The organism is Xanthomonas sp. NCPPB 4467, assembly GCF_041475665.2.
Classification (GTDB): domain Bacteria; phylum Pseudomonadota; class Gammaproteobacteria; order Xanthomonadales; family Xanthomonadaceae; genus Xanthomonas; species Xanthomonas dyei.
This window is the reverse complement of sequence record NZ_CM191260.1, coordinates 1,859,985-1,875,189: the sequence shown is the minus strand read 5'-3', so window position 1 is coordinate 1,875,189 and position 15,205 is coordinate 1,859,985. Positions and strand designations below refer to the sequence as shown.

Annotated in this window: 16 protein-coding genes; 1 reads left to right on the top strand and 15 read right to left on the bottom strand. The window is 65.2% G+C overall.

What is annotated here, in order from left to right; translation table 11 throughout:
• Positions 1-272: 272 nt before the first annotated feature.
• The 10 genes from ACCQ06_RS08210 to rlmD all read right to left on the bottom strand — a co-directional run bounded on the left by ACCQ06_RS08210 (position 273) and on the right by rlmD (position 10,382).
• Positions 273-1,544: an FAD-dependent oxidoreductase gene (locus ACCQ06_RS08210; protein WP_316691654.1), complete on the bottom strand. Its 1,272-nt coding sequence runs from the start codon at positions 1,542-1,544 to the stop codon at positions 273-275.
• Between the two features lie 95 nt (positions 1,545-1,639).
• On the bottom strand, positions 1,640-1,846 hold the full coding sequence (gene cspE, locus ACCQ06_RS08205; RefSeq protein WP_003488188.1) for a transcription antiterminator/RNA stability regulator CspE: 207 nt from the start codon (positions 1,844-1,846) through the stop codon (positions 1,640-1,642).
• An 87-nt stretch (positions 1,847-1,933) separates the two neighbouring features.
• Positions 1,934-2,686 (bottom strand): S-methyl-5'-thioinosine phosphorylase, encoded by a 753-nt coding sequence (locus ACCQ06_RS08200; protein ID WP_104614238.1) that lies wholly within the window; start codon positions 2,684-2,686, stop codon positions 1,934-1,936.
• A 229-nt stretch (positions 2,687-2,915) separates the two neighbouring features.
• Positions 2,916-3,470 carry a hypoxanthine-guanine phosphoribosyltransferase gene (locus ACCQ06_RS08195; protein ID WP_055845328.1) on the bottom strand — a complete coding sequence of 185 codons (555 nt, stop codon included), beginning with the start codon at positions 3,468-3,470 and terminating at the stop codon, positions 2,916-2,918.
• Entirely contained in the window at positions 3,470-4,471 is a 1,002-nt protein-coding gene (gene nagZ / locus ACCQ06_RS08190) for a beta-N-acetylhexosaminidase (RefSeq protein WP_228322683.1), read from the bottom strand. Before nagZ ends, ACCQ06_RS08195 begins: the two co-directional genes overlap by 1 nt.
• 363 nt (positions 4,472-4,834) lie before the next feature.
• The gene (locus tag ACCQ06_RS08185; protein ID WP_316691653.1) at positions 4,835-6,406 is read right to left on the bottom strand and encodes a cryptochrome/photolyase family protein; all 1,572 of its coding nucleotides are present in this window, start codon (positions 6,404-6,406) and stop codon (positions 4,835-4,837) included.
• 170 nt (positions 6,407-6,576) lie between these two features.
• Positions 6,577-7,581 carry an NAD(P)/FAD-dependent oxidoreductase gene (locus ACCQ06_RS08180; protein WP_316691652.1) on the bottom strand — a complete coding sequence of 335 codons (1,005 nt, stop codon included), beginning with the start codon at positions 7,579-7,581 and terminating at the stop codon, positions 6,577-6,579.
• Between the two features lie 42 nt (positions 7,582-7,623).
• The gene (locus ACCQ06_RS08175) at positions 7,624-8,307 is read right to left on the bottom strand and encodes a DsbA family oxidoreductase (protein ID WP_316691651.1); all 684 of its coding nucleotides are present in this window, start codon (positions 8,305-8,307) and stop codon (positions 7,624-7,626) included.
• Between the two features lie 128 nt (positions 8,308-8,435).
• Positions 8,436-8,960 (bottom strand): CYTH domain-containing protein, encoded by a 525-nt coding sequence (locus ACCQ06_RS08170; protein ID WP_316691650.1) that lies wholly within the window; start codon positions 8,958-8,960, stop codon positions 8,436-8,438.
• Between the two features lie 87 nt (positions 8,961-9,047).
• Positions 9,048-10,382: a 23S rRNA (uracil(1939)-C(5))-methyltransferase RlmD gene (gene rlmD / locus ACCQ06_RS08165; protein ID WP_316691649.1), complete on the bottom strand. Its 1,335-nt coding sequence runs from the start codon at positions 10,380-10,382 to the stop codon at positions 9,048-9,050.
• Between the two features lie 159 nt (positions 10,383-10,541).
• Here rlmD and ACCQ06_RS08160 point away from each other — a divergent pair, with 159 nt between their 5' ends.
• Entirely contained in the window at positions 10,542-11,264 is a 723-nt protein-coding gene (locus tag ACCQ06_RS08160) for a response regulator (RefSeq protein WP_316691648.1), read from the top strand.
• Positions 11,265-11,373: 109 nt separating this feature from the next.
• Here the strand turns inward: ACCQ06_RS08160 and recO are convergent, their stop codons facing one another.
• The 5 genes from recO to lepB form a co-directional block, all read right to left on the bottom strand.
• Positions 11,374-12,096 carry a DNA repair protein RecO gene (gene recO / locus ACCQ06_RS08155; RefSeq protein WP_316691647.1) on the bottom strand — a complete coding sequence of 241 codons (723 nt, stop codon included), beginning with the start codon at positions 12,094-12,096 and terminating at the stop codon, positions 11,374-11,376.
• A gap of 322 nt (positions 12,097-12,418) precedes the next feature.
• On the bottom strand, positions 12,419-13,315 hold the full coding sequence (gene era, locus ACCQ06_RS08150) for a GTPase Era (protein WP_104614076.1): 897 nt from the start codon (positions 13,313-13,315) through the stop codon (positions 12,419-12,421).
• The gene (gene rnc / locus ACCQ06_RS08145; protein WP_228322689.1) at positions 13,312-13,992 is read right to left on the bottom strand and encodes a ribonuclease III; all 681 of its coding nucleotides are present in this window, start codon (positions 13,990-13,992) and stop codon (positions 13,312-13,314) included. The genes era and rnc overlap by 4 nt, the downstream gene beginning before the upstream one ends.
• Positions 13,982-14,389, bottom strand: a complete 408-nt coding sequence (locus tag ACCQ06_RS08140) for a DUF4845 domain-containing protein (protein WP_316691646.1) — start codon at positions 14,387-14,389, stop codon at positions 13,982-13,984. The genes rnc and ACCQ06_RS08140 overlap by 11 nt, the downstream gene beginning before the upstream one ends.
• The gene (gene lepB / locus ACCQ06_RS08135) at positions 14,390-15,190 is read right to left on the bottom strand and encodes a signal peptidase I (protein WP_228322691.1); all 801 of its coding nucleotides are present in this window, start codon (positions 15,188-15,190) and stop codon (positions 14,390-14,392) included.
• Between the last annotated feature and the right edge of the window lie 15 nt (positions 15,191-15,205).

Below are 15,205 nucleotides of genomic sequence, written 5' to 3'. Positions count from 1 at the left end.
CTGTGCGGTATGGATTCCTGGCGCACTCCTACTCGCGCACTCCGGTTCTGAGTGCGACGTCTACACTCGACGCCTGCTCGCCCGGCTTTTTAGCTGCTCCTGGCAACCGTGCGTACACCCGCTACGTCAGCGTTGCTAGGACGCGTGATGGCACCACATACACCACCCCGAACCATCGTCGAGCGGTGTGGCCGATACGCTCGACACCAAAGCATCCAACGATACCTGCCCCTTCCAACTACCCGCCACGCGGGGCGAGCACCTGCGTCCGCTCAGCCGCTGTTGGCGACGCTCTGCGGCCGTGGCAGCGCTTGCGGTAATGGTTGCGACAACGCGTCCACGAACTCCGGCGCCAGCGCCAACTTGCCGAACCAGCCATGCTGGGTGCCGCTGAGCACGCGCAGCATGTGGCCACGACCGCCCGGTACGCGCCCCATCGGCTGCAGCAACAGATCGCGCCCGCGTGCCCACACATCGCGCTCGGATTGAAACAGCGGCGTGAGCCAGCGGCTCCAGCGGTGATAGATCGCCACATGCGCCTGGCGCTCGCGCTGATAGCGCTGCAAGGCGTCATCGATATCTTCGCCCGCGCGCAAGGCATCGCGCATGGCCAATGCATCCAGCAATGCCATGTTGACGCCCTGGCCCAGCTGCGGGCTCATCGCATGAGCGGCGTCGCCGGCCAGCACGAAACGGCCACGATGCCAGCGCGTCATCACCGCATCGCGGTAGCTGGCGCGTGCCAGCGCGGTGTGCACCTGCACGCTGTCCAGACGCAGATGCGCGTCCGGCCACATCTGCGCCACCTCATCGCGCCACGCGCCGATGCCGCGCTGCTCCCAGGCGGCGAAATCGCTGCACGGCAGGCTCCAGAAAAAACTCAGGCGCGGGATGTCGTCGCCAGGCCGCGTGCCTACCGGCAGCAGCCCGATCATCTTGCGCGCACCGATATAGCGCTGGCGCAGTTCGTCGACAAACGGCCAATCTTCGCGCGGCAACAGACACCACAGCGCGCCCCATGGATACACCCGATCCAGCCGGGTGCCCTGCACCTGCGCGCGGAGCGTGGAAGCCGAGCCATCGGCGGCGATGATCAGATCGTACGGACCATGCCATTGCCCGCGCTGGTCCTGCACGCGCCTACCCTCGTGATCGATGGCGGTGATCTGGGTATCGGTCTGCAGCTGCGCGTACTCGGGCCAGGCATCGCACAACAGCGAGAACAACGCACCGCGCTGCATGCCCAGACCCATCAGGCGGGCATCCAGATCGCGGTATTGCATGTCCATCACCGCGCGCCCGCAGGGCGTTTCGCCGTACAGGCGGCGCACCGGCGCGCCATGCATCAGGGCCTGCGACAACAGGCCCATCTTCCACAACACCTGCAGGCCGCTGGGCTGCAGCAGGAAGCCGGCACCGACCGGCCCCGGCCTGGCGGCGCGCTCGAAGACGTCCAGTCGATGGCCATCGGCGCCCAGCAAGACCGCCAGCGCCTGCCCTGCCGTTCCATAGCCCACTACCGCAATCCGTAATGCTTGTTGCATCGTCCCTGCTCTGGTTCGCGAACACCGTCCTGCGTGGACCGGTGCAAAAAAAACCCCGCCGTGGCGGGGTTCTTCAACCGCACAATCGAGTCAGATTACTCGACCGGCGTGATGTTCGAAGCCTGGGCACCCTTGGGGCCCTGGGTCACGTCATAACTGACGCGCTGGCCTTCCTGCAGGCTGCGGAAGCCCTTGGAGTTGATCGCGGAGAAGTGCGCGAAGACATCGGCGCTGCCGTCCTCCGGTGAGATGAAGCCAAATCCCTTGGCGTCGTTGAACCACTTGACGGTACCGTTCGGCATGGTGATGCGAGACCTTTGCAATAATTAATGGGTGGTGTACGGCGGTGCGTACGCGCCGAGTATGCAAAGCTTATTCCCCAATGACAATCACCCGCGTGCAAGTTCGCCAATCAGTTCGGGCAACCCGGACGAGGCGGCATCCACGTTGGCCAACACCTCGGCCATGGTGATTTCCTGCGCGTCGCCGCAACCGGCCGCCCAGTTCGCCACGATCGCCAAACACGCATATTCCAGGCCTTTTTCGCGCGCAAGCCCGGCTTCGGGCATGCCGGTCATGCCGACCAGATCGCAGCCGTCGCGACGCATGCGGGCGATCTCTGCAATCGTTTCCAAACGCGGCCCTTGCGTCGCGCCGTAGCACCCGCCGGCCACCATCGTGACCCCGGTCACCTTGGCCGCAGCGATGACCTTGCTGCGAAACATCGGCGAATACGGATGACCGAAATCCACATGCTGCACCTCGCTGCCCGGCTCCTCGCAGAAGGTGGACACGCGCCCCCAGGTGTAATCGATCAGCTGATCGGGGCATGCCAGCACGCGCGGGCCGAACTGTTCGGTGATGCCACCGACCGTGTTGAGCGCAAGCACGCGCGAGGCGCCAATTTGCTGCAACGCAGCGATATTTGCGCGGTAATTGACCTTGTGCGGCGGCAGCGAATGACCTTCGCCATGCCGGGCCAGGAACGCCACCCGATGACCTAGCAGCATGCCGACGCGGATCGGCCCCGACGGCGCGCCGTAGGGCGTGTCCAGCTCGTGGGTCTGCACGTCATCGAGCTGCGCGAGCTTGTAGACACCAGTGCCGCCAATGACGGCCAATGCGATGGAATGGGAAGACACAACCGACCTCTGCAACGTAACGGACGTGGAAGCGCGCAAACGCGCACGAGTGCCCGCGCGGCGGCGGGCCAGTGATTCAGAAGCGACCAGTAAAGCGTAGCGAGCGATCGTCCGGCGGCGATGGGCGCCAAGGCAACACCGGGAGACACAAACCGTGCACGCCGATTGCGCGCAGCGGCCGCGTCCGCCTGGCGGCTACGCCGCCGCGTTGCTGATCACCGCGCGCGCTTTACTGCTTCATCGCATAGATGGCAGGAATACCGCGCAGCTGTTCGTTGACGTCCATGCCGAAGCCGAACACATAGCGGTCGGCCACTTCGACGCCCACGTAATCGGCGGTGACGCCCGGCACGCAGCGGTCGTGACGCTTGACGGTCAACACAGCCACGCGCACGTCGGTGGCGCCCTGCTCCAGGCACCACTGGCGCACGCCCTGCAGCGTGTAGCCCTCATCCAGAATGTCGTCGACCAGGATCACCCGGCGGCCGAACAGCGCGGTGGCCGGGCGGTGCTTCCAGACCAGCTCGCCTCCGACGGTTTCGCCACGGTAACGGGTGGCATGCAGGTAATCGAACTGCAGATCCTGCCCACGTGCGCCCAACTCCAGCGCCAACTGGCCGGAGAACGGCAGCGCGCCGTGCATGATGGTGAGATACACCGGCACTTCGCCGGCGTAGTCGCGCGCGATGGCATCGGCAATGGTGCCGACGGCGGCATCGATGGCCGGGCGGTCGACCAGCAGATCGGCTTGGGCCAGGGCCTGGGAAATGGTGAGCGTGGACATCAGGCAATTGATCCGAAAGGGGCGGAAGGAGTGTTGAAAGAGGCATCGGTGCCGGCAAGCAGGCCGTCCCAGCCGAGCGCGCCGCGGCCGATCAGGCCGATCAGCGCTGCGGTATTGAGGCTGCGGCCTTGCACGGCCTGCAGCGATTCGTCGACCAGTTCCGGATGGCAGACCAGCACCACGTCGCAGCCGGCATCCAGGTGCGCATGCACCCGGCCCGCCACGCCGCCGGCGCTGAACGAGGCCGCCATGCCGATGTCGTCGGAAAACACCACGCCGCGGAAGCCCATCTGGCCGCGCAGGATCTGCTCGATCCAGCGCTGCGAATAACCGGCCGGTTCCGGCGCGACCTGCGGGTAGACCACATGCGCCATCATCACCGCGTCGGCACCGGCCTCGATGCCGGCCACGAATGGCAGCAGATCGTCGGCCTGCAATTGCTCCAGCGAACGCGGGTCGCTGGCGTGATCCACATGGGTGTCTTCGAGCACCGTGCCGTGGCCGGGGAAATGCTTGAGCGTGGCGGCCATGCCGGCGCCGTGCAGCGCCTGCACATAGGCGCGGGTGAAGGTGGCCACGATCTGCGGGTCGTCGCTGAAGGCGCGATCGCCGATCGCGCGGTTGCCGCGCCCCAGGTCCACCACCGGCGCAAAGCTCAGGTCCACGCCGCTGGCGCGCACTTCAGTGGCCATTAGCTGCGCGTGCGCACGGGCCGCGGCGAGCGCGCCTTGCGGATCCTGCAGATACTGCGTACCGAAGCTTTGCAACGGCGCCAGCGCGCTGAAGCCGTCGCGAAACCGCTGCACGCGGCCGCCTTCCTGGTCCACGCACAGCAGCACCGGGCGCGGCGCGGCAGCGCGGATGGATGCCGACAGCTCGGCCACCTGGGTGCGCGAGGCGAAGTTGCGCTTGAACAGCACCACGCCGGCAACGGCATCGTGCTGCAGCCAGTCGCGTTCCTGTGCGCTGAGTTCGGTACCGGCAACGCCGATCAGAAGCATGTTGGGGGACTCCCGGGCCAGGCGCCACGAGGGCGCAGCGCGGCATTGTCGCAGATGCGCGTTGCAGCGTCAGATCGCGCATTCAGACAGGGGGACCCAAGCGCCTTGCGGCCAGGCGTTGCGGCGCCCGCGCACCGATACCGCGAGCCGCGTGATCGCCTTTGAGCTCGCGCCCCTGGCGCTGGCAGCGCCGGTGCCGTTATTCGCACCGCAAACGCAACAGCCTGCGTCCCCGGGCAGACACTCCGGCTGTGCTGCCCAGCTCGCCAGCGGCGTACGACACGCGGCGGTCTGCAGTAGGACGCATGCGGCAGGTTCACGACCGCACTGGCCGCCCAGCAGACAACTTCGGTCTACGCCGCCTCAAAGACGGTCCAGATTCGCCCGCCAATGTGCGGCCTGGATCTGGATGCCCTCCAGCACCTCGGGCGCCATGCCATCGAGCTGCCGATACGGCATCGCCAGGCGTTCGTTCGTGCCCAGCAGCGGGCGCTGCCGCGCGAGGAAATCCCAGTACAGCGCGTTGTACGGGCAGGCCCGCGCACCGGTGCGCGCCTTGCGCTGATAGCTGCAGCCGCTGCAGTAATCGCTCATGCGATCGATGTAGGCCGCACCACCGATATACGGCTTGCTGCCGAGCAGGCCACCGTCGGCAAACTGACTCATGCCCACCGTGTTGGGCAACTCCACCCACTCGAACGCATCGATGTAGACACCCAGATACCAGCGATGCAGCGCCTGCGGGTCCAGCCCCGCCAGCAGCGCAAAATTGCCGATCACCATCAGCCGCTGGATGTGGTGCGCATGCGCATTGGCCAGCGAGTTACCGACGGCATCGGCCAGGCACCGCATGCCGATCTGCCCGTCCCAGAACCACTGCGGCAGCGGCGCATGCTGATTCAACTGATTGGACTGCGCATAGCCGGGCATCTGCGACCAGTACACGCCGCGCACGTATTCGCGCCAGCCCAGAATCTGCCGGATAAAGCCTTCCACCGAGGCCAGCGGTACGTGCCCTTGCCGCCACGCCGTTTCGGCACGCGCAATCACTTCGGCCGGGTGCAACATCTTGACGTTGAGCGCGAACGACAGCAGCGAATGGAATAGCCGCGGGCTACGCGTGCTCATCGCATCTTCGTAGCGGCCGAAATCCGGCAACGCAGTGGCGATGAAGGCATCCAGATGCTGCAAGGCTTCATCGCGGTCCAGCGGCCATGGCAGCGCCTGCGCATTTGGCGCGCCGAAACTGCGCACGCCGGCAGCTTCGATGCTGCGCCACAACGCGCCATGGTCGTGCGCGGCGCGCCACTCCTGCGGCGCTGGCGGATCGCCGGGCCACGGCGCGCGGTTGTCGTGATCGAAGTTCCAACGCCCACCTTCCGGTTGGCCGGAGGCATCGAGCAAGATGCGATGGCGCGTGCGCATCCGTCGATAGAAGACCTCCATGCGCCACTGACTTCCGGCGCGGAAACACGCCGCCACCTCAGCGCGCTCGGTCAGAAAATGCTCGCTATCGACCATGTGCGTAGCGAATGCGCAGCCCGCGCTCCAGTGGCGCAGCGCCTCATCCAGCCGCCACTCATCCGGCGCCTGGTACTGCAGATGCTCGGCGCGGTAATGCGCCATCAACGCCTCGAGATTGCCCGGGATGGATTGCCGATTACTGGGGGCATCGATCGCGACATAGCGTACGCGGTGCCCGTGCTGCCGCAAACGCGCGGCAAACGCGCGCATTGCCGCAAAGATCGCCAGGATCTTCTGCGCGTGATGCAGCACGTAATCGGTTTCCTCGCGCACTTCCATCAGCACGTAGACCACGCCGGGGTCGTGCGTCGCAAACCAGCTGTGCTGCGGGTTGAGCTGATCGCCCAGGATCAGGCGCAGCGTATGTGCGGGCGTTTGCGAGGCGCTGCTGCGCGTATCGGACTCATGCATTGGTGCTGAGCTCGCGCACGCATGCAAGACACGCTTGCATCAGCGCGGCGCTCGGGTAGGCATTTTGAAACGCTGCACACGACATCTGTGCGTCTGCGTTGTCTGCAACGCAAACCCCGCTCTGCCATTGCGCGGCACTGATGCTCAAACACCACGGATGCGCCACCGGCTTATGCATCCGTATGGTGCGTGACATCGTCGGCACACACCCGCTGCGCCAAGGCGGTTCCGCTTTGCCACGCGCCCTCCACCTTGCCGCCCGCCAACCAGTCGCCACACATGCCAAGGCCAAGCTGCGCATCCCAGAAGCAGCCGGTCTGCAACGGCGGATCGGTGCTAGCCACCTCCCACCGATAGGCATCACAGGCCTGCGGCAGCGGCAGGCCGAGCGCCGCCAGTTCCGGCAGCAGCATGGCGATGACGTCCTCGGGCGTGGCATCGAAATGCAGCTGGCTCCAGTCGGCGGCGGCATGCAGCAGCCAGGTCTCGGCGCCCTGCCGTGCCGGTTTACTGGAGTCGCGCGCTACCCAGCGCAAGGGGCCGGCGTTGACGAACAGCGCGTCGTAGCCGGGATCGATCCGCGCGTCGAACCGCAGCACCACCGCCCAGGCCGGCTGCATGCATGCATCGCCGGCGATGGTCGCAAGCGCAGGCGCGACCCCTGCCAACAACGCCGCCGCATCCGGTGCGGCAAGTGCGAGCAGCAACGTATCGACCACATGCAACGCGGGCGCGCCGTGCACGCCCAACGCCCAGCCCTGGCCCCTGCGTTGCACGCTGCGTACCGCTGCATGCAACCGAACATCCAGCCCTGCCGCCAGCACGCGAGCGGGAGCGGCCATCTCCGGTACTCCAACAAAACGCGCCAACGCAGTGTGCGACGCACGCATCTCAGTTCCATCCCAGCTTGCGATGCGTGCTGGCCAGCGCGCCGCCACGCCCGCGGCGACCCATGTGCTCACCACTGCGGCAAAGTCCGGATCGCGCGCGGTGAAATATTGCGCGCCCACATCGCACTGCCAACCTTTGCCTGCACGGGCACGCATGCGTCCACCAGCCGCATCGCCCTGCTCGTACACCGTTACCACCGCGCCGGCGGCCTGCAGCGCCTTGGCACAGGAGAGCCCAGCCAAGCCGGCGCCAAGCACCGCGACCGTGCGCGGGTGGCGCGACATCGACGGATCAGTCACCGGCACGGGCATGACGCAGGCGATCTCTCACACCGCACATCCATCGGGCCCGCACGCATCGGCGCCGCCAATCGGCACCGATTCGGCGGCCAACTGCAGCAACGCCTGCGCAAACGTCTCCGGTGGCTGCGCGCCCTGGATCAGACTACGTCCGTCGATCACGAAGCTGGGCACTGCACGGATGCCCAGCGCGCTGGCCTGTGCCAACTGAGCCTGCACCTCCACAATGCCTTCGTCGGAGTCGAGCATCGCCTGCACGCGCGAGGCTGCAAGCCCGCCGGCCTCACCCGCACGCAGCAGCGTGTCGGTCGCAGCCACGTTCTGGCCTTGCGCAAAATGCGCATGAAACATGGCTTCCATCACCGTACCGACATCGCCTTCGTGCGTAGCCAGCCAGAGCAAGCGATGCGCCCGCAACGTGCTGACCTGTACCTGGCCGCGCCCGAAGTCGAACGGCAGGCCTTCCGCGCGTGCGGTGTCCTGGGTCTGCGCAAGCATCTGATCCACGCGCGCGGCACCGCCGAACTTGCGCGCCAGTGCATCGCGCAGCGGCACCGGCTCGGCACCGGCATCCGGGTCGAGCTCGAACGCGTGGTAATGGATGTCCAATACCGGCAGCTGCGCACCAAGCGCAGCGACCGCCTGTTCAAAACGGCGCTTGCCGATCCAGCACCAGGGGCAGACCACGTCGGACCAGATGTCGATGCGCATAAGGCTCGGATTCGTTGGTGGGAATTCGGGATTGACAAAGCATAAGCCCAATACCGAGACAGGGATTGGAGAATCGTGATGGGTGATGCGCAAGGCATCGCCCAAGGCCGACACATGCGCCTTGGCTCTTACGAATCCCGAATGCCCACTCCCGACTCCCGGCGGTCCACCCACTGCGAGAACGGGTGTGAGGCAAGCGCCAGGTTGTAATAGCGCACGTCGTCGGTGACTTCCGCACCGATCCATTCCGGCTTGGCGAACGTCTCGTCAGCACTGCCAAGCTCGATCTCGGCCACCACCAACCCTGCGTTATCGCCCAGGAATTCGTCCACTTCCCACACATGCCCCTGGTACTCGACCAGATGCCGACGCTTGTCGATCAAGCCGCCCACGCACAACGCCAGCAACGCGCGCGCATCGCCGAGGGGGATCGGGTATTCGAACTCCTGACGTGTGTGCCCAACCTCGCGCGACTTCAGATTGAGAAATGCATTCTCACCCTGAAGACGCACCCGCACCGACGCGTTCTGCGCGCCGCTGCGCAACGACGCCTGATCGTTGATGTATCCCTGCGCCATCGGGATCACGGCATGCGCAGCGCTACGCCAGCCATCGCCGGTGACAAGAAACTTGCGTTCGATTTCTAGAGGCATGGGAATCGGGAATCGGGAATCGGGAATCGGGAATCGCAACAGCATACGGCGAACCGCCTTCACCATTCCCGATTCCCTAATGACTAATCACCGCCGTTCAAACACCGCAATGCTTTCCACGTGCGCGGTGTGCGGAAACATATCCATCGCACCGGCCGACACCAGCGTAAAACCCTGTTCGTTGACCAGGTAGCCGGCGTCGCGCGCCAGCGAGCCCGGGTGGCAACTGACATACACGATGCGCTCGAATTTCTTCAGCGGCAGTTGCTGCAGCACGTCCAATGCGCCCGAACGCGGCGGGTCCAGTAGCAGCTTGTCGAAGCCCTGACGCATCCAGGGCGTATTGCGCTGATCCTGGGTCAAATCGGCCGCATAAAACTGCGCATTGTCCAGGCCATTGCGTTGCGCATTTTCCTTCGCGCGCGCCACCAACCCGGCATCGCCTTCCACGCCGACCACCTCGCGCACCGTTCTTGCCAGCGGCAGAGTGAAATTGCCCAACCCGCAGAACAGATCCAGCACGCGGTCATCGGGTTTGGCATCGAGCAGCGCCAGCGCGTGCGCAATCATCTTCTGGTTGAGCGAGGCATTGACCTGGATGAAGTCCAGCGGCCGAAATGCCAGCTCCACATCCCATTGCGGCAGGTGGAACGACAGCGGAACGTCCTGCGGCCACAACGGATGCACGCTGTCCACGCCGCCGGGCTGCAGGAAGATCGCAAACCCATGCGCCTGCGCAAACTCCGCCCAGGCCTGCCGATCGCGCTCGCTGAGCGGCTGCATGTGGCGGATGGTCAACGCCACCGCATCGTCGCCGCCGATGAACTCGATCTGCGGGATGTCGCGCTTGCCGTCCAGGCTTTCGACCAGGGCGGCCAGCAGCGGAATCTTCTCGCCGATCTGCGGGATCACCGTGTAGCAGACCGACAGGTCGGCCACAAAGCGCGGGTCGAGTTCGCGAAACCCCACCAGGGTCTTGTCCTTCTTCTCCACCCGCCGCACCGAGAAACGGCCTTTGCGCCGATAGCCCCAGGAGTCGCCCACCAACGCGGGCAGCACCGTCTGCGGGCTCACATGGCCAATGCGCTCCAGGTTGTCCGTCAGCACGCGTTGCTTGGCTACGATCTGCTGCGACTCCTCCAGATGCTGCAACACGCACCCGGCGCATACGCCAAAATGCGGGCAGCGCGGAGCCACCCGCTGCGGCGAGGCCTCCAGCACGTCGACCGTTTTGGCTTCATCGAAATGGCGGCTGCGCGCGGTGGGCTCGGCACGCACCAGTTCACCGGGCAAGGCGCCGCTGATGAAGGTGACCTTGCCGCCCTCGCCGTCGCGGCGCGCTACTCCGCGGCCGTCATGGCTCAGGTCGGTGATGGCGGTCTGGAAGGGGGTACGGTCGAAACGGTTTCGGGTTCTGGCCACGTGGCGACAAGCTGCGGGCAAAAAGGGTGCGTATTGTCGCAGATGCGATCGACCGAGGCCGCCCTGGGCGGCGTAGCAATTGTCGTGCCCTGCAAACACAGGCAAACTCCGCGTGCGCGCCGAAGTTCAGGATGCGTAACCGCTGACAAGGAGGCAGCAATGAATATGGCGACACGTCAGGAACCCCATCCACGACTCTTGTTGGTGGAAGACGACCCGATTAGCCGCGGCTTTCTGCAGGCTGCCCTGGAAAGCCTTCCGGCCCAGGTGGATTGCGCAGATTCGTTGTCGTCGGCGCTGGACCGCGCGCGCGAACGTCGCCACGACCTGTGGCTGATCGACGTCAATCTCCCCGATGGCACCGGCAGCGGCCTGCTGGGCGCGTTGCGCCTACTGCATCCGGACGTGCCTGCGCTGGCGCATACCGCCGATGGCGACATGGCGGTGCAGCGCGGCCTGCAGTCCGATGGCTTTCTGGAAATGCTGGTCAAGCCGCTGACCACCGAACGCTTGCTGCAGGCGGTACGCCGCGGCCTGGCGCGGGGCCGCTACAGCGTGGCGCCGGTCGGCGTGGTCGACATCGCCGCCAGCGATTGGGACGAGGCGGCAGCGCTGAGCGCGCTCAACGGCCAGCAGCATCACCTCAACGCACTGCGCGAACTGTTCCTGGCAGAGCTGCCGGGCACACGCGACGCAGTCACCTCGGCACTGAACATCAGCGATGAGCAGGCGCTGCGCAACCATCTGCATCGGCTGCAGGCCAGTTGCGGTTTCGTCGGCGCCGCGCGGCTGGCCGGCGCGGTCCGCCTGCTGCGTGGCGACCCGCAATCGCACACGGCGCAGACCCAGTTTCATGCGGCGGTGGCGGCCTTATTGCACTGAGTCGAGGGTGTCGTGATCGGTCGGCAGCGTCAGGAGCGTCAGGCGTTGAGAGGAGTACGTCTCCCGGTTGAATGACGCGCGGCAGTGCGCTCGGGCGGCGGCGTATCGATCAACGCCGCCTCGCCAGATCTTCGAGCATTTCCCAGGATTTCAGGCCGCGTCCGTTCAGATGATGCAACAGCACGCTGCGCATGCTGCGGCGCAGGCCGGGCATGTCATCGGTGGCCGGCATGGCGTCTTCCCCCAGGGCCAACAGCGCAGCACCAGTCACGGTTTCGCGCCGATCCTGGGCCAGACGTTCGCTCAGTACTCGCATGGCGCCCTCCTGCGGATCGAGTCGATAGCGCGCCGCCGGGTCGATCGGTTGCCCGTCGCTATCGTGTTGCAGATCGAAGGCAAACCCCAGCCCGTCCAGCACATCACGCTCGAACCGGCGCAGCCCCCATGCCAGCGACAACTCCGAGGCCAGATGCGCACGTGCCTGCGCGTAGCACGCATAAAGCTCCGGGACCGCATCATTGCGTGGGGCCAGACGCAGCAACAGCTCGCTGATATAGAAACCGGCCAGCATGCGTTCGCCCACCAACCGCGGCGCGGTGTCCAGCGCTTCGGCCTGACGCAGTTGCGCAAGTTCGCCACGCTGCACGGCCGTGAACTGGATCAACTGCAGCGGCTGCAGCGCCGCCCGCAGGGCCTGCTTGCGCGGGCCCTGCACCCCACGCGCCAGCAGCCCGACCCGCCCGTGCTGCTCGCTCAGCACTTCCACCAGCACGCTGGTCTCGCGCCAGGCGCGCACATGCAGGACGAAGCCGTGTTCGTGCTCGATCAGCATGGAAGCAGTTGCCGGGACTGGGGACCCGGGACCCGGGACACGTAGACAGCAAGGGCAGCGCCTCCGGAATGGCGACGGTGCGCAGCAGCGCTGCCCGAGCTGCATGCGCGGTCCACAGACACGCGCACCATTTGCACAACGCTTATCCCGGCATTGTTCCGCAAAGCTGAAAGCTCCGCCTCGTGTTGAGCGAGCGCCGCTCGCTCAACACGAGGCGCAGCATGCCGAGATATCGCCCGGCGACATGTCCTCAGCATTGGCGACGCACTTACGCATAGCGTGCGCTTTCCGGGTCCCGGGTCCCGGGTCCCCGGCCCCGGTTTCATTCGTATCCGAAGGCCTTCAACGCCGCTTCGTCATCCGACCAGCCTTCGCGCACGCGCACCCAGGTTTCCAGGAACACTTTTGCACCGAACAGCCGCTCCATCTGCAGCCGCGCCTTGCCGCCGATTTCCTTCAGACGGGTGCCGCCCTTGCCGATCACGATCGCCTTCTGGCCCTCGCGCTCGACCCAGATCACCGCACCGATCCGCAGCAGCGCGCCGTCTTCGGCAAAGCGCTCGATTTCCACGGTGGTGGCATACGGCAGTTCTTCACCCAATTGACGCATCAGCTGCTCGCGCACCAGCTCGCCGGCCAGAAAACGCTGGCTACGGTCGGTGATTTCGTCCTCGCCATACATCGCCTCGGCTTCGGGCACCAGCTTGAGCAGATCGCTCACCAGCGCTTCCAGCCCCTTGCGCTTGAGCGCGGACACCGGATGCACGGCGGCAAACGTACGGCCTTCGCTGACCTGCGCCAAAAACGGGAACAATGCGGTTTTGTCCTTGAGCCGGTCGACCTTGTTGACCACCAGCACCACCGGCACCTCAGCGTCGCTGAGCACGCGGAACGCCAGGGTGTCTTCTTCGTCCCAACGGCCGGCCTCGATCACCAGCACCGCGGCGTCCACACCTTCGAGCGACCCACGCGCGGCGCGATTCATCACCCGGTTCATCGCGCGCTTCTGCTCGCGATGTAGTCCGGGCGTGTCGACCAGCGCCAACTGCCCTTCCGGGAAGGTGGCAATGCCCAGCAACCGATGCCGCGTGGTCTGCGGCCGATTGGACACGATGCTGACCTTGGCGCCCACCAGGGCATTGGTCAGAGTGGATTTGCCGACATTGGGCCGGCCGATCACGGCAACGCTGCCGCTACGGTGGGGAGTGGTTTCGCTCACGTGTTTACATCCAGTTGTGCGATGACGGTAGCCGCCGCCTGTTGCTCGGCAAGGCGGCGCGACGTGCCCTGGCCCTCGGCGCGGGCGATGGGCTGCTCCAGGATGCAGGCGACGTGGAACTGCTTGGCATGCTCGTCGCCGCTCTCGCTGATCAGAGCGTAATTGGGCAGCGGCAGCTGCCGTGCCTGCAGCCATTCCTGCAGCCGGGTCTTGGGATCTTTTTCGGCCTTGCCCACCGGCAATGCTGCAAGCGATGGTTCGAACCACGGCAGCACCACCGCACGGCAGCGTTCGAATCCGCAGTCCAGATAGATCGCCGCAACGATCGCCTCGACCGCATCGGCCAGGATCGAATCGCGCCGATGGCCGCCGGACTTGAGTTCGCCCGGGCCCAGCGTCAGCCGCTCGCCAAGATTGAGCGTGCGCCCGATCACCGCGAGTGCGCCTTCGCGTACCAGCTCGGCGCGCGCGCGCGTCAATGCGCCTTCGTCGGCCTTGGGCCAGCGCTGATACAGCGCCTCGGCAATCAGCAGGTTGACGATGCCGTCGCCGAGAAATTCCAGTCGCTCGTTATGCGGCGTCCCGGCACTGCGATGCCGTAGCGCCTGGGCAAGCAGAGCCTGATCGGCGAATGCATGCCCGATCGGATCGCCACGTTGGAAGGTTCTATTCGACACCGCGCTTCGTCAAATCCTGTTCCGTGCCGAACTTGCCGACAACATCCAGATTGCCAACCAGCTCACGACGGACCTCGTAGTTGACCTTCATCCGCCAGCCGCCTTCAACACGCTCGAACTTGACGTCTTCTTTTTTGACGTTCTCCGAGTAATTGATGTACAGACGACGAAAGAACAGGTCCTGCAACTTGGACGGGTCCATGGTGGCACTGCCCGGCTCATTGGCCAGGCCCTTCATCGCAGTACGGACGGAGTAATACTCCTGATACATCGGAAACAGCTTCATCCCGATATACAGGCCGAATCCGACCACCGCCAGCACCACCACGAACGACGTCAACGTCATACCGCTTTGCTTGCGCTTCATTGTGCTTTCCCCGGCACGCCGTGCGTGCATTTACTGGATTCCAGTCCCGATCCGCGACGGATCGAAACTCCCCTTGCAGAACCACCCTTCGCAATTGAGCCAGATCAAAAACGCCTTGCCGCGCAGATTGGCTTCCGGCAGGAAATGCGTCTGGGTCCAGAACCGGCTGTCTTCACTATTGTCGCGATTGTCCCCCATCACGAAATAGCTGTCTGCCGGCACCGTCCAGTCGCCCTGGCCGGCAGGCATGTTGCGATCCACCCACTCCAGCACGGTATGCATGCGGCCCGGCAGGTCCTCGACCAGCAGCGTGGTGCCGGTCATCTCGGCGCCCTTACCCTTGCCGATGTACTCGCCCTTGACCGTATAGCGCATCGGCTTGTCGTTGATATACAGCGTGTCGCCGTGGAAGCCGATCTTGTCGCCCGGCAGGCCGACCACGCGCTTGATCCAGTTCTGATCCGGCGCATGCGGGGGTTTGAACACCACCACGTCGCCGCGCTTGGGCTCGCCGGTCGGGATGAACTTGGTATTGGTGATCGGCAGACGGAAACCGTAGGCGAACTTGTTGACCAGGATGAAATCGCCGATCAGCAGGTTGGGCATCATCGAACTGGACGGAATCTTGTACGGCTCTGCAACGAAGCTGCGCAGGATCAGCACCACCGCCAGCACCGGGAAGAACGCGCGCGAGTAATCGATGATCGCCGGCTCGCTGTCCAGCAGCCCGGCACGTGCGGCACGGCGCTTGGCCAACAACAGCTTGTCCAGCAGCCAGATGAAGCCGGTGCCAAGCGTCAGCACAACCAGGATGATTTCAAACCATTTCATTGATGTTCCTTCGGA

Coding starts and splice junctions, on each gene's coding strand:
- nagZ (WP_228322683.1), bottom strand. CDS start 4,471: ATGCTTCTGATCGGCGTTGCCGGTACCGAACTCAGCGCACAGGAACGC.
- ACCQ06_RS08210 (WP_316691654.1), bottom strand. CDS start 1,544: ATGCAACAAGCATTACGGATTGCGGTAGTGGGCTATGGAACGGCAGGG.
- ACCQ06_RS08140 (WP_316691646.1), bottom strand. CDS start 14,389: ATGCACGCACGGCGTGCCGGGGAAAGCACAATGAAGCGCAAGCAAAGC.
- cspE (WP_003488188.1), bottom strand. CDS start 1,846: ATGCCGAACGGTACCGTCAAGTGGTTCAACGACGCCAAGGGATTTGGC.
- lepB (WP_228322691.1), bottom strand. CDS start 15,190: ATGAAATGGTTTGAAATCATCCTGGTTGTGCTGACGCTTGGCACCGGC.
- ACCQ06_RS08195 (WP_055845328.1), bottom strand. CDS start 3,470: ATGTCCACGCTCACCATTTCCCAGGCCCTGGCCCAAGCCGATCTGCTG.
- ACCQ06_RS08160 (WP_316691648.1), top strand. CDS start 10,542: ATGAATATGGCGACACGTCAGGAACCCCATCCACGACTCTTGTTGGTG.
- ACCQ06_RS08175 (WP_316691651.1), bottom strand. CDS start 8,307: ATGCGCATCGACATCTGGTCCGACGTGGTCTGCCCCTGGTGCTGGATC.
- ACCQ06_RS08185 (WP_316691653.1), bottom strand. CDS start 6,406: ATGCATGAGTCCGATACGCGCAGCAGCGCCTCGCAAACGCCCGCACAT.
- ACCQ06_RS08170 (WP_316691650.1), bottom strand. CDS start 8,960: ATGCCTCTAGAAATCGAACGCAAGTTTCTTGTCACCGGCGATGGCTGG.
- recO (WP_316691647.1), bottom strand. CDS start 12,096: ATGCTGATCGAGCACGAACACGGCTTCGTCCTGCATGTGCGCGCCTGG.
- ACCQ06_RS08180 (WP_316691652.1), bottom strand. CDS start 7,581: ATGTCGCGCCACCCGCGCACGGTCGCGGTGCTTGGCGCCGGCTTGGCT.